Source organism: Neobacillus cucumis (assembly GCF_002860255.1).
Taxonomy (GTDB): domain Bacteria; phylum Bacillota; class Bacilli; order Bacillales; family Cytobacillaceae; genus Neobacillus; species Neobacillus cucumis_A.
Window position 1 is genome coordinate 122,870 of the sequence record NZ_PGVE01000035.1, and the last position, 24,373, is coordinate 147,242.

Consider the following 24,373-nt stretch of genomic DNA (forward strand, 5'->3'; position numbering starts at 1 on the left):
ATTGTTTTCCCGAGTCAGGAATCAAGGTACGGAGATAATATTACAAATGACAAATCACGGAGGTAACAACTATGAATGCCATGCAGGAAAAGCTGTTTTTAGAACTCCGTCAAACGAAGAAAGAAATCGAAAGTTCACTAAATAAGCAGCAAAAACAAACTTGGCTGACAAGCATATTAAAGGCAGAACTAGTCGACATTAATGCTGCAATTCAGAAATTCGAAGAAGGAAAATTTGGACAATGTGAGATCTCTGGTGAATTTATCCCCGAGGATTTACTAAAAATGATCCCAACGATGAGGTCCATTAAGGACACAGAGGATTTAGAAAACTATTACAAAAAGCCCCTTTCAACTGCTTTTTTATAATGTTACATTGTCGTTATGCGATTAAGTATGCTAAAATGCAGAGGAGATTAGAAAAGCAAGTTGCTTACTCTTGTCGACTTTATCTGGAGGTATTTTAGAGTGTTTTATTACTTAATCGCAATTTTTGTAATTTTATTAGACCAATTTACAAAATGGTTGATTGTTAAGAACATGTTTTTAGGCGAAAGTATTACAATCATTGATAATGTTTTGTATATTACATCTCACCGCAATCGCGGAGCGGCATGGGGAATCCTTCAAGGTCAAATGTGGCTTTTTTATGTTATTACCATAGTGGTTATTGTAGCTATTATTTATTATCTGTACAAAGCCGCAAGAGGAAAAATGCTGCTGGGAGTTTCTTTAGCATTAATGCTGGGCGGTGCGATTGGTAATTTTATTGATCGTGTCCTTAGAAAAGAGGTAGTTGACTTTATACACACGTATATTTTCAGCTATAATTTCCCAGTTTTTAATATTGCCGATTCTTCATTAGTAATCGGTGTTATTTTGTTAATGATTCAAATGCTGCTAGATGAGCGGGGATCAAAGGAGAAATCATATGGAGAAAATGGAACACACCATTCTTGAAGACCAAAAAGGGGACCGTATCGATAAGGTCATTTCAGGTCTCGACGAAGAATGGTCACGTACACAGGTTCAGCAGTGGATCAAAGATGCAAACGTCTTAGTTAATGGACAGCCTGTTAAAACTAACTACAAATGCAGTCTGAATGATGTAATTGAAATAACCATTCCAGAACCTGAAGAATTAGATGTCATACCGGAAGAAATGGATTTAGAAATTTATTATGAAGATAAAGATGTATTAGTCGTAAATAAACCACGTGGTATGGTGGTTCATCCTGCCCCTGGGCATATGACTGGAACATTGGTCAATGGATTAATGGCACACTGTAAGGATTTATCTGGTATTAATGGTGTGTTAAGACCCGGGATTGTTCACCGTATCGATAAAGATACTTCGGGACTACTGATGGTTGCAAAAAACGATATGGCTCATGAAAGCCTTGTTAATCAGTTGGTGGAGAAGACTGTAACACGTAAATATAAAGCAATTGTTCATGGGGTCATTCCGCATGATTTTGGTACCATTGACGCACCGCTAGCCAGGGATACAAAAGATAGACAAAGTATGGCTGTTGTTGATAACGGCAAACATGCTGTTACACATTTTCATGTGCTAGAGCGATTTAAAGATTTTACTTTTGTGGAGTGCCAATTAGAAACAGGAAGAACTCATCAAATACGTGTTCACATGAAATATATTGGCTATCCGCTTGCCGGTGACCCTAAATATGGTCCTAGAAAAACATTGGACATCGAGGGGCAGGCCCTTCATGCAGGCATTCTTGGATTTACTCATCCAAGAACAAAGGAATATTTAGAATTTGAAGCGCCGTTACCGAAAGATTTTGAGCAACTTCTTGAACAACTTCGTAAATAATGATTGACGTTAGCCTAGATATGGGTTAATATGAGTATAGTTTAATAAGCCTTTAATTCAGTCCCGTGAGGCTGAGAAGGAAACGGTTATGTTATAGGCAGGACAAGGCCTGTAACTGAATTAACATGTCTTCCTCTCGCCAAGATCGGTGAGAGGTTTTTTATTTTAAGATAATAAAAAGAAGGTGTAACATGAACCAAAAAGCTCTGGTCCTTGATGAACAAGCCATCAGTCGGGCACTGACAAGGATTGCTCACCAAATTATTGAAAAAAATAAAGGTATTGAGGAATGTGTGCTTGTAGGCATTCGTACAAGGGGAATCTATTTGGCAAAACGCCTAGCCTCACGAATTGAAGAAATTGAAGGAAGTCCAATCCCAGTCGGTGAGATTGACATAACCCTTTATCGGGATGATTTGACGAAAAAGACGGAAAACCAAGAACCACTTGTAAAGGGTTCAGATATACCCGTTGAAATCAGTGAAAAGAAAGTCATTCTTGTTGATGATGTACTATATACAGGCAGAACAGTTAGAGCTGGACTCGATGCTCTAATGGATGTAGGTAGGCCTGCTTCCATTCAACTGGCAGTCCTTGTTGACAGAGGTCATCGTGAACTACCAGTTAGAGCGGATTATGTAGGTAAAAATGTACCAACATCCAGCGATGAAAAAATTGTTGTTCAACTAGTTGAAGTTGATAACATTGACCAAGTAAGTATTTTTGACAAATAAATAGCAGCCCTTTTAAAAGGCAGTCCTGTGAGGCTGACAAAGGGGAAAAGCCATTCATTCTATGGCATTTCTATACCCTCTTTGTACCCTCATCTACACAATGAGGGTTTTTTTATGGCGAAAAAGAAGACAATAATGATAAACCATATTTTTGGGGGAGAAACACACTATGAATAACAAACCTACTCTAGACGTAAAAGATATTCCAAAACCAGGTCAATGGTTTACCTTAAGTTTACAGCATCTATTCTCCATGTTTGGAGCGACCATACTTGTACCATATCTTGTTGGATTAAGCCCGGCGCTTGCCTTAATCTCAAGTGGACTTGGAACACTGGCCTTTCTTTTGATAACAAAAGGCAGGGTTCCTGCTTACCTAGGTTCATCATTTGCCTACATCATACCGATAAAAGTACTAAATGAAACAGGCGGACCTGGTGCTGCAATGGTTGGAACCTTTATCGCTGGACTCGTATACGGGATTGTCGCACTAGTAATTAGCAAGTCTGGACACCGTTGGGTTATGAATATACTACCTCCGATCGTTGTAGGTCCAGTAATCATTGTCATCGGTTTAGCATTATCATCAACTGCTGTTGGAATGGCTATGAATAACCCTGCTGGGAAATATAGCATGCTTCATTTCTCTGTTGGCTTAGTAACTTTGGCGGCAACAATTGTTTTCTCGATCTACGCTAAAAAAATGTTAAGCATTATCCCTATCTTAGCTGGAATTATTGTTGGATATATTTATGCACTAATAGTAGGGGTTGTAGATTTCACCCCGGTCTTAAAAGCAAATTGGTTTGAAATGCCTGAATTCGTGATTCCTTTTGTGAGCTATAAGGTAAAACTCACTTGGGATATTGTCGCTCTTATCGTACCGGTTGCAGTGGTTACACTGTCTGAGCATATCGGTCATCAGCTTGTCTTAAGTAAGGTGGTAGGCCGTGACTATATTAAAAATCCGGGTCTACATCGTTCCATCTTAGGAGATGGAACCGCAACAATTATATCTGCCTTGATTGGCGGTCCTCCAAAAACGACTTATGGAGAAAACATTGGGGTTCTTGCAATTACTCGAGTTTACAGTGTATACGTCATCGCAGGTGCAGCTGTTATTGCGATTATCTTCGGGTTCATCGGTAAGGTGACAGCATTAATCCAAACGATACCAACCCCAGTTATGGGTGGTGTATCCATCCTGCTTTTCGGAATCATTGCTTCATCAGGATTGAGAATGCTTGTTGATAGTAAGGTTGACTTCGGTGATAAACGTAATCTTGTCATCTCATCAGTAATCTTGGTTCTCGGAATCGGTGGAGCGATTGTGAAACTTCCATTCAATATCCAAATTCAAGGAATGGCTTTAGCTGCCATCATCGGAGTACTTTTAAATCTAATTTTGCCTGGAAGACAAGCGGCAGATGAAAATATGTTTGAGGCAGAAGATGCAAATAAGCAAACTGCATAAATACAAAGATAACCTTTTAAAGGAAGTCCAGAGAGGCTTAAAAGGGTGTGAAGCTTAACAAAGAATAGGGTATTTCCTAGCCTTTGTTAAAGTGTAGTCTGATTACACCCTGATCCCAATTGGTCAGGGTGTTTTTATTATCATTGAAAGGCGGGAAATGGATGTTACATCACTTATTAACCACGAATGAATTAAAGGTGGATGAGATTTATCAAATTTTAAACGATGCTCATAACTTTAAAAAGGGAATGGAGTGGCATCCAGAAAAGAAAATATTTGCTGCCAACCTATTTTTTGAACCTAGTACAAGAACGAAAAGCAGCTTTGAAGTAGCTGAAAAAAGGTTAGGTCTTGATGTTATTCACTTTGAAGTGCTGACATCAAGTGTTCAAAAAGGCGAAACACTATACGATACAGTGAAAACATTAGAATCAATCGGTGTAAGAACAGTCGTGATCCGTCATGATCAAGACCGTTACTTTGATGAATTAGTAGGCAAAGTGAATATACCAATTATCAATGGTGGAGATGGGTGCGGTCATCATCCTACACAGTCGCTTTTAGATTTAATGACCATCCATCAAGAGTTTGGTCAGTTTGCTGGATTAAAAATCGCAATAATCGGAGACATTCGTCATAGCCGGGTGGCCCGTTCTAATGCTGATGTCCTTACAAGGTTAGGGGCTGAAGTGATTTTCTCAGGTCCTGAAGAGTGGTTTGACTCCCGCAGTGCAGATATGTCTAAGTACAGACCTATTGATTATGCAATCCAAGAAGCCGATGTTGTTATGCTGCTGAGAGTGCAGCATGAACGCCATCAACAAAAGAGCAGCTTTACTGCAAATGAGTATCACAAACAATACGGACTTTCGCTTGAAAGGGAAAAGATGATGAAGCAGGACAGTATTATCATGCATCCTGCCCCAGTTAATAGAAACGTAGAAATCGCTGATAGTCTTGTAGAGTGCAAAAGATCAAGGATATTTAAGCAAATGGAAAATGGTGTATATGTCAGAATGGCAGCACTAAAAAGATCAATCGAAAGTCTTGAAGGAGGAAACGGATATGAAACTACTTATTCAAAACGCGTGCTACATAGCATCTAATGGAGAAACAAAACAAGCTGATATTTTAGTAGAAGATGGCAAAATTACAAAGATTGAGGCTCAAATCAGTACGGTTGTGGATCGCACAGTCGACGCGCAGGGAAAATTAGTTTCACCAGGATTTATCGATTTACATGTTCACCTCCGTGAGCCAGGCGGAGAAAAAAAGGAAACCATTGCAACAGGCACACTAGCCGCAGCAAGAGGCGGATTTACCACTATTGCCAACATGCCTAACACAAGACCAGTGCCTGACACCATTAGTAACATGGAGGACTTGCAAGACCGAATTAAGAATACGGCGAAGGTAAGGGTGCTGCCTTATGCATCCATTACGATTCGACAGCTTGGTCAGGAGTTAACGGACTTTGAAGGGCTAAAGGCTCATGGTGCATTTGCTTTTACGGATGATGGGGTTGGCGTACAATCTGCAAGCATGATGCTTGATGCGATGCGTAAAGCAGCGGCACTGGACATGGCGATTGTTGCTCACTGTGAAGAAAATACATTAATCAATAAAGGTTCTGTCCATGATGGCTCATTCGCGAAGAAGCATGGCTTAAATGGAATTCCATCTATCTGCGAATCTGTTCAAATTGCAAGAGATGTACTGCTAGCTGAAGCAGCAGACTGTCACTATCATGTCTGCCACATCAGTACAAAAGAATCAGTACGGGTTGTTAGAGATGCTAAAAAAGCAGGCATTAAGGTAACTGCAGAAGTAACTCCACATCACTTATTATTATCTGAAGATGATATTCCTGGCCTTGATGCTAACTTTAAAATGAACCCGCCCCTTCGCGATGCAGAGGATCGCAAAGCCTTAATAGAAGGGCTCTTAGACGGAACCATTGATTTCATTGCAACTGATCACGCGCCACATACGGCAGAAGAAAAAGCGGAGGGAATGACCCTTGCACCTTTCGGTATTGTCGGGCTGGAAACAGCGTTCCCGCTGCTATACACCCACTTTGTCCTAAAGAATATCATGACCCTTGAAGAATTAATAAACTATCTAACAGTCAAGCCTGCGGAAGCATTTGGACTTCCATACGGAAAAATTGAAGTAGGAGCGGCTGCAGATTTAGTACTATTGAACTTAGAAGAAGAACGTGAAATAAACACAGAAGAATTCTTATCAAAAGGAAAAAATACACCATTTGGCGGTTGGAAATGTAAAGGCTGGCCTGAGATGACAATCGCTGGAGGAGAAATTGCTTGGGAAAAAGGATGTGTGTTGGTATGAAAAAACAACTTATATTAGAAGATGGAACAATTTTTATCGGTAAAGGCTTTGGCAGTGATACAGAAACAATTGGTGAAGTTGTTTTTAATACAGGTATGACAGGCTATCAAGAAATCATATCCGACCCTTCTTATTGCGGGCAGATTGTCACATTAACCTATCCACTGATCGGAAATTACGGAATTAATCGGGACGACTTCGAATCAATTAATCCTGCTGTAAAGGGGTTAATTGTAAAAGAAGCAGCAGACTTCCCATCCAACTGGAGAAATGAATATACCTTGGATGAATACTTTGATATGAAAAAAATTCCGGGGATTGCAGGGATTGATACACGTAAATTGACCCGGATTATCCGTCAATACGGAACACTGAAAGGGGCTATCTGCAGTATTGAGAAGGATCCAAACGAGGTCTTAGAGCAATTAAGAAGAACACCTCTTTCTACAAATCAAGTGAAACAAGTATCTACCAAAAACGCTTATCCAAGCCCAGGACGCGGAAAGAGAGTGGTCCTTGTTGATTTTGGAATGAAGCACGGTATCTTACGTGAACTTAATCACCGTGATTGTGATGTGGTTGTTGTTCCATATCATACAACAGCAGACGAAATCCTCCAGTTACGTCCAGACGGAATTATGTTATCCAATGGACCTGGGGATCCAAAGGATGTACCTGAAGCAATTGACATGCTAAAAGGTGTATTAGGCCGAGTTCCACTGTTTGGAATTTGTTTAGGGCATCAGTTGTTTGCACTAGCGTGTGGAGCCAATACAGAAAAAATGAAGTTCGGTCATCGCGGTTCAAACCATCCGGTTAAAGATTTAGCTACAGGAAAAGTCGCGATTACTTCACAAAACCATGGCTACACAGTTGAGGAAGAATCAATTAAAAATACAAAATTAGAAATTACCCATATTGCAGTGAACGACGGTACAGTTGAAGGACTAAAACATCTAGATTATCCAGCTTTTACGGTTCAATACCATCCAGAAGCATCACCGGGACCAGAAGATGCCAACGGCTTATTTAACCAATTTATTGACATGATGGAAAAGCACAAACAGGAGGTAACAGCAAATGCCTAAACGTACAGATATTAAATCCATACTAGTAATCGGATCAGGACCAATTGTCATTGGGCAGGCTGCAGAATTTGACTATGCAGGCACACAAGCCTGTATCGCATTAAAGGAAGAGGGGTATCGAGTTGTTTTAGTAAACTCGAACCCAGCTACAATCATGACAGACACTGAGATTGCCGATGCAGTTTATATCGAACCATTAACAGTAGAATTTGTCAGCAGAATCATTCGTAAAGAACGTCCAGATGCACTGCTCGCAACACTTGGCGGGCAAACAGGTCTGAACCTGGCTGTTGATTTAACAAAATCAGGCGTTTTAGAAGAATGCGAGGTCGAAATCTTAGGAACTAAACTTTCTGCGATCAATCAAGCGGAGGACCGTGACCTGTTCCGCAGCCTTATGAATGAGCTTAATGAACCTGTACCTGACAGTGAAATTATCCATGAATTATCGGAAGCGAAAGCATTTGTTGAAAAAATTGGTTATCCTGTAATCGTACGTCCTGCGTTTACCCTTGGTGGAACAGGCGGAGGAATTTGCCATAACGATGAGGAATTAGAAGAAATCGTCACAAGCGGACTAAAACACAGCCCTGTAACTCAATGTCTGCTAGAAAAAAGTATTGCTGGTTTCAAAGAAATTGAATATGAAGTAATGCGTGATAGAAATGACAATGCAATTGTGGTTTGTAATATGGAGAACATCGACCCTGTCGGTGTACACACAGGGGATTCCATTGTCGTAGCTCCAAGTCAGACATTAAGTGACCGGGAATACCAGCTGCTTCGCAACGTTTCATTAAAAATTATTCGTGCCTTAGGAATTGAAGGCGGCTGTAATGTCCAGCTTGCCCTAGATCCATATAGCTTTAATTACTATATTATCGAAGTAAATCCACGTGTTAGCCGTTCTTCGGCATTAGCGTCAAAGGCAACAGGTTATCCAATTGCTAAGCTTGCAGCTAAAATTGCGGTCGGCTTAACACTTGATGAAATGTTAAACCCGGTTACAGGAAAAACTTACGCAAGCTTTGAGCCGGCACTAGATTATATTGTCACAAAAATCCCAAGATGGCCGTTTGACAAGTTTGAATCGGGTAACCGTTCACTAGGAACACAAATGAAAGCAACTGGAGAGATTATGGCGATTGGCCGTACATTTGAAGAATCCTTGTTGAAAGCCATCCGATCCCTTGAGGCAGGTGTTTACCATTTCGAATTAAATGGTGCATCTGAGATCGATGATGAGTTACTTGAGAAGAGGATTCGCAAAGCAGGCGACGAACGACTCTTTTACATCGCAGAAGGGTTAAAACGTGGATTAACCATAGATACCATTCATGAGTGGAGTAAAATTGACTTATTCTTCTTAAAGAAGATGGAAGGAATCATTGAACTTGAATCCGTCCTTGCATCCAACCCATTTGATACGGAACTCTTACAAGATGCAAAACAAAAGGGCTTTACCGATAAAAAAATTGCTCAAATATGGAATGTATCTGAAAGAGAAATTTATAATATCAGAAAAAATCTTGGAATGAACCCAGTATATAAAATGGTTGATACCTGTGCAGCTGAATTTGAATCGGCAACACCTTACTACTATGGCACATATGAAGACGAAAATGAGTCGATTGTAACGGAGAAAAATAGTGTGATTGTTCTAGGATCTGGACCCATCCGAATCGGCCAGGGCATCGAGTTTGATTATGCTACAGTTCACTCTGTAAAAGCCATTAAAGAAGCAGGTTATGAAGCGATTATCATTAACAATAATCCGGAAACGGTATCTACCGATTTCAGTATCTCCGACAAGCTTTACTTCGAACCGTTAACCATCGAAGATGTAATGAGTATTATTGATTTAGAAAAACCGATTGGAGTAGTTGTACAATTTGGCGGTCAGACTGCCATTAACTTGGCGGCTAAGCTTGCTGAAAACGGCGTGAAAATTCTTGGAACAAGCCTAGAAGATTTAGATCGTGCAGAAAATCGTGATAAATTTGAACAGGCGCTTGAGAAGTTAAATATTCCACAGCCATTAGGAAAAACAGCTATGTCAGTAGAACAAGCACTTGTAATTGCCGGTGAGATCGGTTATCCGGTCCTTGTCCGTCCTTCCTATGTGCTTGGAGGAAGAGCAATGGAAATTGTCTATCGTGAAGAAGAATTGCTTTACTACATGCAAAACGCTGTAAAAGTTAACCCTGAACATCCAGTCTTAATTGACCGTTATTTAACAGGAAAAGAGATTGAGGTGGATGCGATTTGTGATGGCACCAATGTCTTAATCCCAGGCATCATGGAACATATCGAACGAGCTGGGGTCCACTCTGGTGACTCGATTGCGGTTTACCCGCCGCAAACTCTTAGTGAGAAGGTAAAACAAACCCTTGTCGAGTATACAGAGAGATTAGCGAAGGGCTTAAACATTATTGGATTACTAAATATTCAATATGTACTGGCAGGAGATGAAGTATTCGTACTAGAGGTTAACCCGAGATCCAGCCGAACCGTTCCTTTCCTAAGTAAAATTACGAATGTTCCAATGGCCAAAATTGCGACAAAAGCCATTCTTGGGGTTTCCATTCTTGACCAAGGCTTCATCCCAGGTCTTGTCACTGAAAAAGAAGGAGTATACGTCAAAGTTCCGGTATTCTCCTTTGCAAAACTAAAGAGTGTTGATATCACGCTTGGACCTGAAATGAAGTCAACCGGAGAAGTAATGGGCAAGGATGTTACACTTGAAAAAGCTCTATACAAAGGTTTAGTTGCCTCAGGTATGAAAATCCAGCAGTTTGGTACAGTATTGTTTACTGTAGCTGATAAGGATAAAGAGGAAGCCTTAAAACTTGCGAAACGTTTCTCAGAGAACGGATATCGATTAATGGCAACAAGCGGAACAGCGGCTGTATTAGAATCTGCAGGCCTGCGAGTGAAAGTGGTAGGAAAAATTGGTGCGGAAGGAAAAACACTTTTAGATGTAATCCATAATGGAGAAGCACAGTTCATTATCAATACATTAACAAAAGGCAAACAGCCGGAACGTGACGGATTTAGAATTCGCCGGGAAGCTGTTGAAAATGGAGTTCCATGCTTAACTTCACTAGACACGGCTGATGCGATCCTAAAAGTGATTGAATCCATGAATTTCTCAGCAGAACCAATGGCAGCGATGAAAAAGGAGGCAGTGTTTGCATGATCCAAAAAGAGTTATGCAAAATTCTAAGCCAAAAAGAAATAGCTTCAGATATCTATGAGCTGACCATAAATGGCGAGTTGGTTTCGCAAATCACGTCACCAGGTCAATTTGTCCATATTAAAGTATCAAATGGCTTGGATCCACTGTTACGAAGACCAATTAGTATTTCCTCGTACGATTTTGAACAGAAAAGTTTAACAATGATTTATCGTAAAGATGGAAGAGGTACTTCCATGCTGGCAGAATTAAGACCAGGGATGTTCGTTGACATCCTTGGTCCACTAGGTAATGGCTTTTCTGTGGACGAGATAAGCATCGGTGACACAGTCTTACTTGTTGGGGGTGGAATTGGCGTTCCTCCATTATATGAACTCTCAAATCAGTTAGTTGAAAAAGGTGTAAAAGTCATCCATGTACTTGGTTTCCAGACGGCTTCAGCAGTCTTTTACGAAGAGGAATTTTTAAAAAATGGGGAAACCTATGTAACGACTGTGGATGGTTCTTATGGAATAAAAGGCTTTGTAACAGATGTAATGAAAGAATTGCAGTTTGATTGTATCTATACATGCGGGCCGACCCTGATGTTAAGAGCTATTGAACAAAATTATTCTGATAAAAAAGTATTCTTATCTTTAGAAGAACGAATGGGTTGCGGCATTGGTGCCTGCTTTGCCTGTGTATGTAAAAAGAAAGACGATCCAACAGGAGTTTCTTATAAAAAAGTCTGCAGTGATGGTCCTGTATTCCGAGCCGGGGAGGTATTGATATGAATCGATTGAGCATCGAATTGCCAGGTTTAAACTTAAAAAACCCCATTATGCCTGCTTCCGGCTGCTTTGGGTTTGGAAGAGAGTACAGCCAATTCTATGATTTGAGCGTACTTGGTGCCATTATGATTAAAGCCACAACCGTTGAACCTAGGTTCGGAAACGCAACACCGCGTGTGGCCGAAACCTCTGCGGGAATGTTAAATGCCATTGGTCTGCAAAACCCTGGACTTAAAAAGGTCCTAAGCGAAGAACTGCCATTTTTGTCTCAATATGATGTTCCCATTATTGCAAATGTGGCCGGATCGCTTGAAGAGGATTATGTTGAGGTTGCTCGTGAGATTTCCAAAGCACCAAATGTGCATGCACTAGAATTGAATATCTCTTGCCCCAACGTAAAAACAGGTGGGATTGCTTTTGGAACCATACCTGAAATTGCTAAGCAATTAACTCGTAAGGTAAAAGAGGTCTCAGAGGTACCAGTCTATGTAAAGCTGTCACCAAATGTAACGAACATTGTAGAAATGGCCAAGGCGGTGGAAGCTGGTGGTGCGGATGGTTTGACCATGATTAATACCCTAATTGGGATGAGACTTGATTTAAAAACCGGCAAACCGATTCTGGCTAATCGAACAGGTGGATTGTCCGGCCCAGCAATAAAGCCAGTGGCGATTCGGATGATTCACGAAGTCAGCCAGGCTGTTGAGATTCCGATCATTGGAATGGGCGGCGTTGAGACGGCTGGTGATGTTATCGAGTATTTTTATGCTGGAGCTAGTGCAGTTGCAGTTGGAACCGCCAATTTCGTTGATCCGTTTGTTTGTCCGACGATCATCGAGGAACTGCCTGAACTACTTGAAAAACTAGGATTTGAACATATCAGTGAATGTACAGGAAGGAGCTGGAAAGAAAATGGACAACTCGCTTATAATCGCGCTTGATTTTGCCGGCATGAATGAAGTAAACCAATTTTTAAAGCCGTTTGCGGGCAGAGAGCTTTTTGTTAAAGTGGGGATGGAGTTGTTTTACCAGGAAGGTCCCTCTATCATTCATCAATTAAAAGAGCAAGGACATCGTATTTTTTTAGATTTAAAACTTCATGATATTCCTAATACAGTGAAAAGTGCGATGAAGGGTCTTGCCCGATTAGAATGTGATTTAGTCAATGTTCATGCTGCAGGTGGAATAGATATGATGCAGGCGGCACTTGAAGGGCTAGAGGCAGGGACCCCCGCTGGACGAACGCGTCCTAACTGTATCGCTGTAACTCAATTAACTAGTACATCTGAGGAACAAATGCAAAAAGAACAGCTAATTCCGATCTCCTTGAAGGAATCGGTTCTTCATTATGCCTCCATAACTAAACAAGCAGGTTTAGATGGGGTTGTTTGCTCAGCATGGGAAGCTGCTTTGATTAAGGAAAAGGCAGGACAATCATTTTTGACAGTATGTCCGGGAATTCGGATGGCTTCAGACCAAGTAGGAGACCAAAAACGCGTGACAACACCTGAAGCAGCTCGGACAATGGGGGTAAGTTCGATCGTGGTTGGACGGTCCATTACACGTTCACTGGAACCGCTAAATACTTATGATCAATGGATGGAAGCATGGAAGGGAGTAAAACAATGAAACACTTAATTGCAGAAAAACTACTAGAAATTAATGCGGTTGCCTTAAAGCCAGAGGAGCCGTTTACATGGACATCAGGACTTCGTTCCCCAATCTATTGTGACAATCGTCTAACACTTTCTTATCCAGAGGTTAGGAAAGCCATTGCTGCAGGTCTGAAAGAGCTAATAGAAGAACATTTCACGGGAGCTGAAGTTATTGCTGGAACTGCTACTGCTGGCATTCCTCATGCTGCATGGGTAAGCGACCTGATGGACCTTCCAATGTGCTACGTTCGTTCAAAAGCTAAGGGTCATGGGAAGGGCAACCAAATTGAAGGAAAAGCCGAGGCTGGCCAAAAGGTCGTTGTGGTCGAAGACTTAATCTCCACTGGAGGCAGTGTGGTTACAGCGGTTCATGCTTTGAAAGAAGCGGGCTGTGACGTTCTTGGGGTCGTATCCATCTTTACATACGGCCTTGAAAAAGGAAAACAAGTATTTGCAGAAGAAAATATAAAGAGTTTTTCATTAACTGATTTTTCAACCTTAATTGAAGTGGCCATTTCTAAGGGTTATGTAAGTGCAGAAAATCAAGAAAGTCTGCTTTTATGGAGTAAAGATCCAGCTGTCTGGAGCCAAAAGTTCGAAGAAGCAGAATCTCTGATAAAATAAAACTATCTTGATCAAACAAAAAAATGTAAAAAGTGCTGATAAATAGAAAAAGGGAGCCAACATAATAAAATGGCTCCCTTTTTCTGCATCATTTTTTCAATTTTAAAACCATTTCCTCATCTGGAGTGACATAAACCGTTTGTTGATTATCATAAATGACGAACCCAGGTTTTGCTCCATTCGGTTTTTTTACATAACGGACTTTTGTATAATCGACAGGCACAGAACCGGAATTACGTGCTTTACTAAAATACGCTGATAAATTTGCAGCTTCGAGAATCGTTTCATCTGATGGTTCCTTACTGCGAATCACTACGTGTGACCCTGGAATATCTTTTGTATGAAGCCAAATTTCATCTCGGGCTGCCAGCTTATTAGTTAAATAATCATTTTGTTTGTTGTTTTTTCCAACAATAATTTCTGTTCCATCAGACGCAACAAAATGATCCAGTACTGGCTTGTTATTTTGAAGTTTTTTCCCGTTTCTTTTTTGTCGTTCCCGTAAATATCCACCTTCCACAAGTTCTTCACGGATTTCCTGAAGATCTTTAGGAGAGGCTGCTTGGACCTGCTGAAGTAAATTTTCAAAATACTCTACTTCTTCACGAGCTTTTTCAATTTGATCCATTACAATGGAGATGGAGTTCTTAGCTTTTTGATACTTAGAAAAGTACTTCTGAGCATTTTCTGATGGTGTTTTTCGAGTGTCAAGTGGAATCACCATCATGCCCCCTTGCTCATCATAATAATTAAGAACCTCGATTTCTTTCATCCCTTTTTTCGCCGCATATAGATTAGCTGTTAGTAACTCTCCATATCGTTGAAACTTTTCCGCTTTTTCTGCTTCTTCTAATGTACGCTTCAGTTTATCAATTTTTTTCTCATTCTTTTCTTTTTCATTGATGATAAAGCGCTCAATGTCGTTCCCTTGCTGCTTCACGCGATCCCGTTCGGCTTTCCCGAAATAAAATCGATCAAGCATTTCACTAAGTGTTGAAAAGGTTCTTACTTCTCCCTTTACATGCTCAATCGGAAATAAATAAAATAGTTCTTTCCCATTAGAATTCATAATGGACGGAGCAATATCATCGGAGCTAATTTTTTTAATCATTCTTATAAACGCAGCCGGTACAGTGGTGCGATTGGCTAACCCGCTTTGAAAAATGACTTCCTTTGCAAATAGCGGGGAAACACCGCCAAAATGATCAACAAGCTGGCGATCAAGCTTTCCGGTCATAAAATCAATCTTCTTTAACACATCCTCTTCAACCGCTGTAAACGGATCGGCCTTATTTTGTTCCGGCGGGTTGATATAGGGTTGTCCAGGAAGAATCGCCCGATGGCTGTTTACAGCAAAAGAAACATGCTTGATGCTATCGAGAATGATATTACGGGTCTTATCGATTAAAACAATATTACTATGACGCCCCATAATTTCTATGATTAACTGTTTGTAGCTGATATCACCAATTTCATTTCTGCCTTTAATTTCAAACACAATGATCCGATCATTATTAACCTGATATACATCCTCTAATATATGTCCTTCAATATGCTTCCTAAGAAGCATACAAAACATAGGCGGCTCACTTGGATTATCATAGGCTTCATTTGTGAATTGAACCCTTGCATAGCTTGGGTGGGCAGATAATAATAATTTTTGATTTATTCCGTTTGCACGAATCGTTAAAATCACTTCATTTTTATAAGGCTGATGAACCTTGTTTATCCGTCCGCCCTTAAGTGTGCGAACTAGCTCATCCACCATTGCTTTTGTAAATAAACCATCAAATGACATGGAAAACATCCTTTTCTAGAAGCTATGTTTCAATTATATCCTATCTGGCTAAAATCTGTCTTAATTTACCCATCAATAACATTTTCATCTAGCATTTTTTTGGACGACCCTGAATAAGCTTTCCTTAGAGCAAGTCTATAAAAGGGGGAAGTGAGATGGTCGGATGAAATTCCATGAAATGATGTTAGATCAAGTAGAAAAGGCTCTAGAAACCGACTTTTCTTCTGGATTATCACAGGAAGAAGTAAAGAAAAGGGTAAAACAGCACGGTCTTAATGAATTGGAGGAGGGAGAAAAGCAATCGGCTTTACTCTTATTTTTCAGCCAATTCAAAGATTTTATGGTATTAGTGCTGTTAGCTGCAACATTGATTTCAGGCTTGCTTGGCGAGTACATTGATGCAATTGCGATTATAGCAATCGTCATTATTAACGGATTCTTAGGTTTTTACCAGGAACGGCGCGCGGAAAAATCGCTCCAAGCTTTAAAAGAGTTATCAGCGCCGCAGGTTTCCGTCATGCGTGATGGTCAATGGATTAAGATACCTTCTAAAGAAATTGTAATTGGCGATATTATTAAGTTTGCAAGCGGCGACAGAATTGGTGCAGATGTCCGTGTTATCGAATCAAAGAGCTTAGAAATTGAAGAATCCGCATTGACGGGTGAGTCCGTACCCGTTGCGAAGCATATTGATCCGTTAAGCAATCCGAACCCCGGGATCGGAGATATGGAAAACATTGCTTTTATGGGGACGATGATTACAAGGGGAAGCGGATTAGGTGTTGTTATTGCAACTGGGATGAAAACTGCGATGGGACAAATTGCGGATTTACTGCAAAATGCCGAGACGCAAGATACACCGCTCCAGCGCCGTTTAGAGCAGCTTGGAAAGATATTAATTACAGTGGCCTTATTATTGACCGTTCTAGTAGTCATTGTCGGCGTATTACAAGGACATGAATTATATGAAATGTTCCTTGCTGGTGTTTCCCTTGCAGTTGCAGCTATACCAGAAGGGCTGCCGGCCATTGTGACAGTGGCCTTATCATTAGGTGTACAAAAAATGATTAAGAAAAATGCCATTGTAAGAAAACTGCCGGCGGTTGAAACACTCGGTTGTGCTTCTGTTATTTGTTCTGATAAAACCGGAACCATGACCCAAAATAAAATGACTGTCACCCATCTATGGAGCGGGGGTCAAACGTGGACAGTTGACGGTGTTGGCTATCAGCCTCAAGGAAACTTTTATCGAAATGAACAAACTGTCCAGCCTAGAGAAGAAAAATCGTTACAGCAAATGTTGATTTTTGGAATGTTGTGTAATCATTCAGAATTGGCAATGAAAGACGACGAATATATTCTTGACGGAGACCCAACTGAGGGAGCACTCCTTGTAAGCGCAATGAAAGCGGGATTTGATCGTCACAAACTATTAGAAGACTTTACAATAGTAAATGAATTTCCATTTGACTCTACCAGAAAAATGATGAGTATACATGTAAAAGACAAACAGGAACGTCATTTTATTGTCACAAAAGGAGCACCAGATGTTGTTTTAGGTATCTGTGAGTCCATTCTTTGGGATGAGAGAAACCAATACTTAAGTAAGGAAACACATAGCAAGGTTCAGGATGCCATCAATGGACTTGCTTCCCAGGCATTAAGAACAATAGCGATTGCCTTTAAACCAATCCCTGCTAATACTTTGATTTTAAGCGACCATGAGGCAGAGAAAAAATTAACCTTTATCGGGGTTCAAGGAATGATCGACCCGCCAAGACCTGAAGTCAAAGCGGCAGTAAAAGAATGTAAGGAAGCTGGCATTAAAACAGTTATGATTACTGGTGACCATGTCATTACTGCTAAAGCGATTGCCGCTCAACTTGGAATTTTAACCAAAAAGAGCAAGGTACTCGACGGTAAAGCGCTAGCGAATATGACAGTGGAAGACCTTGAAGAGGTAGTTGAAGATGTCTCTGTGTTTGCAAGGGTCTCTCCAGAACATAAGCTAAAAATAGTGAAAGCATTGCAAAACAGAGGACATATTGTTGCCATGACAGGTGACGGTGTAAATGATGCTCCGGCTATTAAGGCTGCTGATATCGGTGTTGCTATGGGAATCACCGGTACGGACGTTGCAAAAGAAGCATCTGCACTCATTTTATTGGATGACAATTTTGCCACCATCAAAGCAGCCATTAAAGAAGGAAGAAACATCTACGAAAATATCCGTAAGTTTGTCAGATACTTGCTGGCGTCCAATGTTGGTGAAATTTTGGTTATGCTCTTCGCGATGCTATTGGCTTTACCTCTGCCACTCGTACCAATTCAGATTCTTTGGGTAAATCTGGTGACAGATGGGCTTCCAGCGATGGCATTAGGCTTGGATCAACCTGAAGAAAATGTCATGAAGCGGGGCCCACGGAGTCCAAATGAAGGAGTATTCTCGCGCGGGCTTGGCTGGAAAGTGGTCTCTCGTGGATTCCTAATAGGGCTTGTTACCCTCTTAGCTTTCATGATTGTCTATCATAATGATCCTAGTCAACTGCCATATGCACAGACCGTTGCCTTTGCAACTCTTGTTATGGCACAACTCATTCATGTATTTGACTGCCGCAGTGAAAAATCTGTACTATCAAGAAATCCGTTTGGAAATCAATATCTTGTATGGGCGGTCATCTCATCTTTATTATTAATGCTAGTAGCTATTTACTATCCGCCGTTACAACCAATTTTCCACACACTTCCTATAGCAGCAAAAGATTGGCTGTTAATTTTAGGCTTATCTTCTGTACCAACTTTTTTACTAGCTGGATCATTTTTGTTAAGAAAAACAAAATAAAGTGTGTTATAATCCAAAAGGTGATAGAATTCATTCTATTACCTTTTGTTATTTTTAAAAAATAAAGAGCCGATCATTATCAAAGATTGGATGTGTAAGTGATGGTTATTAGTATGACAGGCTTTGGCAGAGGAAAGGCAGAGTCAGAGGCGTTTTCGGTGAATGTTGAAATCAAAACAGTTAATCATCGATTCTCTGAAATAAATATCCGTATGCCGAGACAACTTTTAAAAATAGAAGATAAAATGAAAAAGATTTTAAGTCAGCATATCCGCCGCGGCCGGGTAGAGGTGTATGTCAGTGTTGACGGTGAAGGAATGGTCTCAAGGAAGGTTCAGGCTGATTGGAAACTGATTGAGGAATACTTTCAATTTTTGAATGAAGCAAAAAATAAATATGGAATTGAAGGAACGATTACCATTCAGGATCTGCTCAACCGATCAGAACTATTACATATTGAAGAAAGTGACGCAGGGAATGAAGAGATTGAAGAACTTGTCCTATCGGCCACAGAAGAAGCCGCAAGTTTCCTAAAGCAAATGCGGATGGCTGAAGGTGAGGAATTAAAAAAAGATTTACTTGCGATTACTGCCCAAGTGGAAACAAATGTAACTGAGCTACAAAAATTTGCTCCTATTGTTGTTCAAGCTTTTAAGGAACGTTTAACCAAACGGATGCAGGAATTTGTAAATGGCCAATTAGATGAAACCAGAATTTTAACAGAGGTAGCTGTATTTGCTGATAAAGCAGATATTAATGAAGAAATTACACGATTAAGAAGCCATATTCAGCAATTCCTTCAGACTTTAAATGAAAATGAGCCCATTGGGAGAAAGCTTGACTTTCTTGTTCAGGAAATGAACAGAGAAGCCAATACCATCGGTTCAAAAGCAAATGATTCAAATATTGCTAAAAAAGTGGTTGAAATAAAAAGTTTACTTGAAAAGCTGAAAGAACAGGTTCAGAATATCGAATAGGTTTTGTTTAGAAACTGTTTAACACGGTCAAAATATAATATTAATGATTGGATGAGTAACCATGTCGATTAAATTAATCAATATTGGATTTGGTAATATTGTATCTGCCAATCGCATTATTTCCATTGTCAGCCCGGAATCTGCGCCAATTAAACGAATTATTCAAGATGCAAGGGATCGGGGATCGTTGATTGACGCTACTTATGGCAGACGGACACGCGCTGTAATCGTTATGGATAGTGACCATGTCATTCTTTCAGCTGTACAGCCGGAGACGGTTGCCAATCGCTTAACGGACCGTGATGAAATTATTGATGAAGGGTAGGATTTTCATAATATGCAGGAAAAAGGGTTGCTGATTGTATTGTCTGGACCATCTGGTGTTGGGAAGGGAACAGTCCGAAAAGAGATTTTTTCTCATCCAGATACCGCTTTTGAATATTCCATCTCCATGACAACAAGACTTCCACGTGAAGGAGAAGTGAATGGGGTGGATTACTTCTTTAAAACTCGTGAAGAATTTGAACAATTAATTGAACAGGGGAAATTATTAGAGTATGCCGAATTTGTCGGCAATTACTATGGAACACCTGTCGATTATGTTCGCGAAACATTAGATGCCGGGAAGGATGTCTTCTTAGAAATTGAAGTAAAAGGTGCCCGTCAGGTACGTGAGAAGTTTCCAGAAGGATTGTTTATTTTCCTTATGCCGCCAAGTTTAACCGAACTTAAGAACAGGATTGTAACTAGAGGGACGGAAACAGAAGATATCATCCATAATCGGATGTTAACCGCTCGTGAAGAAATCGAAATGATGGAATTATATGATTATGTTGTGGAAAATGATCAGATTGATCTTGCCTGCAAACGCGTTAAAGCGATTGTAACGGCAGAGCATTGCAGAAGAGAAAGAGTCGAACATCGCTATAAAAAATTATTGGAGGTTGAATAATATGTTATATCCATCTATTGACTCATTATTAGAAAAAATTGATTCCAAATATTCACTTGTATCTGTAGCTGCAAAGCGCGCCCGCGTGATGTCTCAGCTAAAAGATGAAAGACTTCCTAAATATGTTTCTTATAAATATGTAGGGAAAGCATTAGAGGAAATTTATAGTGGTGAACTAACTTATCGGATTTCAAAAAAAGCAGAAGCATCTGCTGAGTAAAGATACGGCCATCAGGCAGCATATAAAAAAGGAAAGAAGGTCTGACAAAAGGGAATCACCTCCAATGTCAGCCTTTTTATTTTGCTTTAGGTAAATAGAACGTTTTTTCGTAAGTAAAAAGATGAAAAAATCAATTTTTTCTAGCATAATAAAAGAAAAAAGTAATGGACTAGAGTGGGGGCTTTTAAAATGAGTAAGGTACGCAACATCCTATTGTGTGTCACAGGAGGAATTGCTGTTTATAAAGGAGCAGCACTTACAAGTAAGCTTGTACAAGCAGGATTTAACGTGAAAGTTATTTTAAGTGAATCGGCTGAAAAATTTGTTACCTCCTTAACCTTTCAGTCCTTATCCCGCAATGAAGTTTTTACAGACACATTTGATGAAAAAAATCCGCAAGTGATTGCTCATATTGATTTGGCAGATTGGGCGGATTTGATTCTTGTTGCTCCAGCTACAGCAAATACAATTGGCAAACTAGCCTGTGGAATCGCGGATAATATGATTACAACTACATTACTTGCAGCCACCTCACCTGTGTGGATTGCCCCTGCTATGAATGTACATATGTATGATCACCCTGCTGTTAAAAAGAACCTGGCTACTTTAGCGGAATATGGCTGTCAATTTATTGAGCCTAGTGAAGGCTACCTTGCCTGCGGATATGTTGGGAAGGGACGTCTGGAAGAGCCTGAAAAGATTGTAAAACTAATCGAAGATTATTTTAATCCACAGGAGCATAAAAAATTAAAAGGTAAAAAAGTCGTAATTACGGCAGGTCCAACTCGTGAAAAAATAGACCCAGTTCGGTTTATTTCTAATCATTCCTCGGGAAAGATGGGGTATGCTTTGGCTGAAGAGTCAGTAAAACAGGGAGCACGAGTCATATTGGTTTCAGGCCCTGTTTCATTAACCCCCCCTCAAGGTGTTGAGCTTGTGAAAGTGGAAAGTGCGGAAGATATGTACCAGGCAGTCTTGAAATATTATGATAATGCTGATGTGGTCATTAAGACAGCCGCAGTCGCTGATTACCGGCCGAAAATTACCTTTGACCATAAAGTAAAAAAACAGGTTGGAGATACAAACATTGAACTTGAAAGAACCAATGATATTTTGTTTGAGCTAGGGAAGCGAAAAGTAAATCAAATATTAGTTGGATTTGCAGCAGAGACGGATCATCTCGAAGAATATGCACAAAGTAAATTAATTAGGAAAAATGCCGATATGATCGTTGCTAACAATGTAAAAGCTGAAGGTGCCGGTTTTGGCACAGATACAAACATTGTCACGCTTTTCAAACGATCTGGAGAGGTCATTCCTTTGCCGCTGATGTCCAAAAATGAAGTGGCCGGTAAAATTATTGAGGAAATTACTTCACTTTGTAAGGATATGGGAACACATGGAAATTGCTAGCGTAATAGTTGATGTACCGGCGAAACAAACAGACCGGGCGTTCGATTATCTGATTCCTGAGCAGTGGAGGGGAACCATTCAGCCGGGCATGAGGGTCATTGTTCCATTTGGTCCAAGACATATACAAGGCTTTGTTGTGGAATTAAAAACGGATTCAGATGTGAACAAGTTAAGAGAGATTATTGAGCCCATGGATTTAAAGCCTGTTTTAAATGATGAGTTGTTAGAGCTTGGCACCTGGCTAACTGAAAAAACGCTTTGTTTTAAAATTTTTGCCTATCAAGTAATGCTGCCGGCAGCATTAAAAGCAAAATATGAAAAAAAAGTCAGGCTTGCAAACAGGGGGGCTGTCATCGAATTACCCTCAAAGTTGCAAGCCTTCTTTGAAAATGACGGTGAACTTGACTGGGACGAAGCATTAAAAATGGGGATTGTCCCTTTATTACAGCGTGAGGCCGCGAACGGTCATTTAGAAGTGGTTTATGTAGTGAAGGAACGAGTCAGAAAAAAACATCGGAAATTCGTTCGGCCAAGCGTAAACTTAAATCAATTAAAAGAGGCAGTTGAAACCATACCGGCCAACGCAGAAAAGCAAAGGCAGGTTTTGCAGTTCTTTGCGGAAAATTATCATGAGGTTGAATTAAAAACATTAGCAGATGAACTAAAAACTTCAGGTTCCACGATAAAAGCCCTTGTCGAAAAGAACTTATTGATAGAGTTTGATAAAGAGGTATATCGTGACCCATATGGACATCGAACATTCGAACGAACAAAGCCTCTGCTTTTAACAGATTCCCAGCAGCAGGCTATTGGGCCGGTTCTCCGTTCGATTGAACAGGACCAACATGAGGTATTTTTGCTATATGGTGTCACAGGGAGCGGAAAAACGGAAATTTACTTGCAATCCATACAGGAAGTAATTGAAAAGGGTCAAGAAGCAATTGTCCTTGTACCAGAAATTGCGCTAACCCCTCAAATGGTTAATCGGTTCAAAGGAAGATTTGGTGATCTAGTAGCTGTTCTGCACAGTGGTTTATCTGCTGGTGAAAAATACGATGAATGGCGTAAGATACAACGAAAGGAAGTTAAAGTAGTTGTCGGAGCACGATCAGCCATTTTTGCTCCTTTTGAGAATATCGGCATTATTATCATTGATGAAGAGCACGAAACAAGTTATAAGCAGGAAGAAATGCCCCGGTATCATGCAAGGGATGTGGCAATAGAAAGAGCAAAGACTTATAACTGCCCGGTTGTTCTTGGGAGTGCTACGCCTTCACTTGAGTCGTTTGCAAGGGCACAAAAGAAGGTATACCAGCTTTTATCTTTACCGAGCAGAATGAATAATCAAAAGCTTCCTTCGGTTGAAATTATAGATATGCGTGAAGAGCTCCGCGAAGGTAATCGTTCGATGTTTTCCCGTAAACTTTTCGAAATGCTCAAGGACCGGCTCGAAAAAAAACAACAATCTGTATTATTCTTAAATAAGCGGGGCCACTCCTCATTTATCATGTGCAGAGATTGCGGTTATGTGGTAAATTGCCCAAATTGTGATATCTCCTTAACCTATCATCGTGTGAATGAACAGATGAAATGCCATTATTGCGGTTATGAAAGCTATGTACCAAACAATTGTCCTGAATGTAACAGTGAATATATTCGATACTTCGGAACCGGCACACAAAAAGTAGAAGAAGAACTGGGGAAAATTCTTCCTGAGGCTAGAGTCATTCGTATGGATGTTGATACAACAGGCCGAAAAGGTGCTCATGAGAGACTCCTCAATGACTTTAAAGATGGAAAAGCCGATATTTTACTAGGGACACAAATGATTGCAAAAGGATTAGATTTTCCAAACATTACTTTAGTTGGTGTACTTTCAGCAGATACAATGCTTCATTTACCGGATTTCCGTGCTTCCGAAAAAACGTTTCAATTGCTGACACAAGTGAGTGGACGGGCGGGAAGGCATCAACTTCCTGGTGAAGTGGTTATTCAAACTTATACACCTGAACACTACAGTATCGAGCTAGCTGCCCGCCAGGACTATGACCTATTCTATCAACGGGAAATGCTGATTCGAAAACTGCATCATTATCCCCCATTTTATTATCTCGCATTGATTACGGTGAGTCATGAAAACTTGTTGCAGGTCGTTTCGGCTACTGAGAAAATGGTAAACTTTGTTCGTTCAAAAGTTTCAGATAAAGCCGTAGTATTAGGACCGGCTGCATCCTCTATCCCTAGGATAAATAATAGATATCGCTATCAATGTTTGATAAAATACAAGCGGGAACCGTACCTAGGCAAAACCCTTAAAACGATTCTTGATCAATATCAAAAGGATGCGAAAAGTGGTTTGCTTGTTTCTATCGATGTCAATCCAGTTATTTTAATGTAGCTTTTTTCATTTACCTATAGAAAAGGTTATGTTTTCTTGTTTTG

The 24,373-nt window shown here is 40.3% G+C and carries 21 protein-coding genes; 20 read left to right on the top strand and 1 reads right to left on the bottom strand.

The genetic code is table 11. From position 1 onward, the window contains the following. Positions 1–71: 71 nt before the first annotated feature. The 13 genes from CVD27_RS08015 to pyrE all read left to right on the top strand — a co-directional run bounded on the left by CVD27_RS08015 (position 72) and on the right by pyrE (position 13,729). A complete protein-coding gene (locus CVD27_RS08015) occupies positions 72–368 on the top strand; it encodes a hypothetical protein (RefSeq protein ID WP_101647374.1) in 297 nt (98 codons plus the stop codon). A gap of 99 nt (positions 369–467) precedes the next feature. Continuing rightward, complete coding sequence (lspA, locus tag CVD27_RS08020) at positions 468–959, top strand: signal peptidase II (protein WP_101647375.1); 492 nt, start codon at positions 468–470, stop codon at positions 957–959. Next, positions 931–1,836, top strand: a complete 906-nt coding sequence (locus CVD27_RS08025; protein WP_101647376.1) for an RluA family pseudouridine synthase — start codon at positions 931–933, stop codon at positions 1,834–1,836. Before lspA ends, CVD27_RS08025 begins: the two co-directional genes overlap by 29 nt. A gap of 191 nt (positions 1,837–2,027) precedes the next feature. Further along, a complete protein-coding gene (gene pyrR, locus CVD27_RS08030; RefSeq protein ID WP_101647377.1) occupies positions 2,028–2,570 on the top strand; it encodes a bifunctional pyr operon transcriptional regulator/uracil phosphoribosyltransferase PyrR in 543 nt (180 codons plus the stop codon). Positions 2,571–2,739: 169 nt separating this feature from the next. Continuing rightward, on the top strand, positions 2,740–4,044 hold the full coding sequence (locus CVD27_RS08035; RefSeq protein ID WP_101647378.1) for a solute carrier family 23 protein: 1,305 nt from the start codon (positions 2,740–2,742) through the stop codon (positions 4,042–4,044). Between the two features lie 161 nt (positions 4,045–4,205). Continuing rightward, positions 4,206–5,150, top strand: a complete 945-nt coding sequence (locus CVD27_RS08040) for an aspartate carbamoyltransferase catalytic subunit (protein ID WP_101647379.1) — start codon at positions 4,206–4,208, stop codon at positions 5,148–5,150. After that, positions 5,110–6,396: a dihydroorotase gene (locus CVD27_RS08045; RefSeq protein ID WP_101647380.1), complete on the top strand. Its 1,287-nt coding sequence runs from the start codon at positions 5,110–5,112 to the stop codon at positions 6,394–6,396. Before CVD27_RS08040 ends, CVD27_RS08045 begins: the two co-directional genes overlap by 41 nt. Continuing rightward, positions 6,393–7,484: a carbamoyl phosphate synthase small subunit gene (locus CVD27_RS08050; RefSeq protein WP_101647473.1), complete on the top strand. Its 1,092-nt coding sequence runs from the start codon at positions 6,393–6,395 to the stop codon at positions 7,482–7,484. The genes CVD27_RS08045 and CVD27_RS08050 overlap by 4 nt, the downstream gene beginning before the upstream one ends. Next, a complete protein-coding gene (gene carB, locus CVD27_RS08055; protein ID WP_101647381.1) occupies positions 7,477–10,683 on the top strand; it encodes a carbamoyl-phosphate synthase large subunit in 3,207 nt (1,068 codons plus the stop codon). The genes CVD27_RS08050 and carB overlap by 8 nt, the downstream gene beginning before the upstream one ends. Then, positions 10,680–11,453, top strand: a complete 774-nt coding sequence (locus CVD27_RS08060) for a dihydroorotate dehydrogenase electron transfer subunit (RefSeq protein ID WP_101647382.1) — start codon at positions 10,680–10,682, stop codon at positions 11,451–11,453. Before carB ends, CVD27_RS08060 begins: the two co-directional genes overlap by 4 nt. Continuing rightward, complete coding sequence (locus CVD27_RS08065) at positions 11,450–12,391, top strand: dihydroorotate dehydrogenase (RefSeq protein WP_101647383.1); 942 nt, start codon at positions 11,450–11,452, stop codon at positions 12,389–12,391. The genes CVD27_RS08060 and CVD27_RS08065 overlap by 4 nt, the downstream gene beginning before the upstream one ends. Beyond that, positions 12,363–13,079: an orotidine-5'-phosphate decarboxylase gene (gene pyrF, locus CVD27_RS08070; protein ID WP_101647384.1), complete on the top strand. Its 717-nt coding sequence runs from the start codon at positions 12,363–12,365 to the stop codon at positions 13,077–13,079. Before CVD27_RS08065 ends, pyrF begins: the two co-directional genes overlap by 29 nt. Then, positions 13,076–13,729, top strand: a complete 654-nt coding sequence (gene pyrE / locus CVD27_RS08075; RefSeq protein WP_101647385.1) for an orotate phosphoribosyltransferase — start codon at positions 13,076–13,078, stop codon at positions 13,727–13,729. The genes pyrF and pyrE overlap by 4 nt, the downstream gene beginning before the upstream one ends. Positions 13,730–13,817: 88 nt before the next feature. Here the strand turns inward: pyrE and CVD27_RS08080 are convergent, their stop codons facing one another. Further along, positions 13,818–15,527, bottom strand: coding sequence for an Rqc2 family fibronectin-binding protein (locus CVD27_RS08080; RefSeq protein ID WP_101647386.1), 1,710 nt, complete (start codon positions 15,525–15,527; stop codon positions 13,818–13,820). Positions 15,528–15,690: 163 nt separating this feature from the next. Between CVD27_RS08080 and CVD27_RS08085 the strand changes: the two genes are divergently transcribed. From CVD27_RS08085 to priA, 7 genes are all read left to right on the top strand, one after another. After that, complete coding sequence (locus CVD27_RS08085; RefSeq protein WP_101647387.1) at positions 15,691–18,369, top strand: calcium-translocating P-type ATPase, SERCA-type; 2,679 nt, start codon at positions 15,691–15,693, stop codon at positions 18,367–18,369. Between the two features lie 101 nt (positions 18,370–18,470). After that, positions 18,471–19,346, top strand: a complete 876-nt coding sequence (locus tag CVD27_RS08090) for a YicC/YloC family endoribonuclease (RefSeq protein ID WP_101647388.1) — start codon at positions 18,471–18,473, stop codon at positions 19,344–19,346. A 61-nt stretch (positions 19,347–19,407) separates the two neighbouring features. Beyond that, entirely contained in the window at positions 19,408–19,671 is a 264-nt protein-coding gene (gene remA / locus CVD27_RS08095; RefSeq protein WP_101647389.1) for an extracellular matrix/biofilm regulator RemA, read from the top strand. Positions 19,672–19,683: 12 nt separating this feature from the next. Further along, the gene (gmk, locus tag CVD27_RS08100; RefSeq protein WP_101647390.1) at positions 19,684–20,298 is read left to right on the top strand and encodes a guanylate kinase; all 615 of its coding nucleotides are present in this window, start codon (positions 19,684–19,686) and stop codon (positions 20,296–20,298) included. Between the two features lies 1 nt (position 20,299). Continuing rightward, the gene (gene rpoZ / locus CVD27_RS08105; RefSeq protein WP_101647391.1) at positions 20,300–20,518 is read left to right on the top strand and encodes a DNA-directed RNA polymerase subunit omega; all 219 of its coding nucleotides are present in this window, start codon (positions 20,300–20,302) and stop codon (positions 20,516–20,518) included. A gap of 189 nt (positions 20,519–20,707) precedes the next feature. After that, a complete protein-coding gene (gene coaBC / locus CVD27_RS08110) occupies positions 20,708–21,931 on the top strand; it encodes a bifunctional phosphopantothenoylcysteine decarboxylase/phosphopantothenate--cysteine ligase CoaBC (RefSeq protein WP_101647392.1) in 1,224 nt (407 codons plus the stop codon). Further along, positions 21,918–24,329: a primosomal protein N' gene (gene priA / locus CVD27_RS08115; protein WP_101647393.1), complete on the top strand. Its 2,412-nt coding sequence runs from the start codon at positions 21,918–21,920 to the stop codon at positions 24,327–24,329. Before coaBC ends, priA begins: the two co-directional genes overlap by 14 nt. Positions 24,330–24,373: the final 44 nt, after the last annotated feature.

What these genes read in the sequence shown, in the direction of transcription:
- CVD27_RS08015 (WP_101647374.1), top strand. Translation starts at nt 72, where the DNA reads ATGAATGCCATGCAGGAAAAGCTGTTTTTAGAACTCCGTCAAACGAAG.
- CVD27_RS08025 (WP_101647376.1), top strand. Translation starts at nt 931, where the DNA reads ATGGAGAAAATGGAACACACCATTCTTGAAGACCAAAAAGGGGACCGT.
- pyrR (WP_101647377.1), top strand. Translation starts at nt 2,028, where the DNA reads ATGAACCAAAAAGCTCTGGTCCTTGATGAACAAGCCATCAGTCGGGCA.
- CVD27_RS08035 (WP_101647378.1), top strand. Translation starts at nt 2,740, where the DNA reads ATGAATAACAAACCTACTCTAGACGTAAAAGATATTCCAAAACCAGGT.
- CVD27_RS08040 (WP_101647379.1), top strand. Translation starts at nt 4,206, where the DNA reads ATGTTACATCACTTATTAACCACGAATGAATTAAAGGTGGATGAGATT.
- CVD27_RS08045 (WP_101647380.1), top strand. Translation starts at nt 5,110, where the DNA reads ATGAAACTACTTATTCAAAACGCGTGCTACATAGCATCTAATGGAGAA.
- CVD27_RS08050 (WP_101647473.1), top strand. Translation starts at nt 6,393, where the DNA reads ATGAAAAAACAACTTATATTAGAAGATGGAACAATTTTTATCGGTAAA.
- carB (WP_101647381.1), top strand. Translation starts at nt 7,477, where the DNA reads ATGCCTAAACGTACAGATATTAAATCCATACTAGTAATCGGATCAGGA.
- CVD27_RS08060 (WP_101647382.1), top strand. Translation starts at nt 10,680, where the DNA reads ATGATCCAAAAAGAGTTATGCAAAATTCTAAGCCAAAAAGAAATAGCT.
- CVD27_RS08065 (WP_101647383.1), top strand. Translation starts at nt 11,450, where the DNA reads ATGAATCGATTGAGCATCGAATTGCCAGGTTTAAACTTAAAAAACCCC.
- pyrF (WP_101647384.1), top strand. Translation starts at nt 12,363, where the DNA reads ATGGACAACTCGCTTATAATCGCGCTTGATTTTGCCGGCATGAATGAA.
- pyrE (WP_101647385.1), top strand. Translation starts at nt 13,076, where the DNA reads ATGAAACACTTAATTGCAGAAAAACTACTAGAAATTAATGCGGTTGCC.
- CVD27_RS08080 (WP_101647386.1), bottom strand. Translation starts at nt 15,527, where the DNA reads ATGTCATTTGATGGTTTATTTACAAAAGCAATGGTGGATGAGCTAGTT.
- CVD27_RS08085 (WP_101647387.1), top strand. Translation starts at nt 15,691, where the DNA reads ATGAAATTCCATGAAATGATGTTAGATCAAGTAGAAAAGGCTCTAGAA.
- CVD27_RS08090 (WP_101647388.1), top strand. Translation starts at nt 18,471, where the DNA reads ATGGTTATTAGTATGACAGGCTTTGGCAGAGGAAAGGCAGAGTCAGAG.
- remA (WP_101647389.1), top strand. Translation starts at nt 19,408, where the DNA reads ATGTCGATTAAATTAATCAATATTGGATTTGGTAATATTGTATCTGCC.
- gmk (WP_101647390.1), top strand. Translation starts at nt 19,684, where the DNA reads ATGCAGGAAAAAGGGTTGCTGATTGTATTGTCTGGACCATCTGGTGTT.
- rpoZ (WP_101647391.1), top strand. Translation starts at nt 20,300, where the DNA reads ATGTTATATCCATCTATTGACTCATTATTAGAAAAAATTGATTCCAAA.
- coaBC (WP_101647392.1), top strand. Translation starts at nt 20,708, where the DNA reads ATGAGTAAGGTACGCAACATCCTATTGTGTGTCACAGGAGGAATTGCT.
- priA (WP_101647393.1), top strand. Translation starts at nt 21,918, where the DNA reads ATGGAAATTGCTAGCGTAATAGTTGATGTACCGGCGAAACAAACAGAC.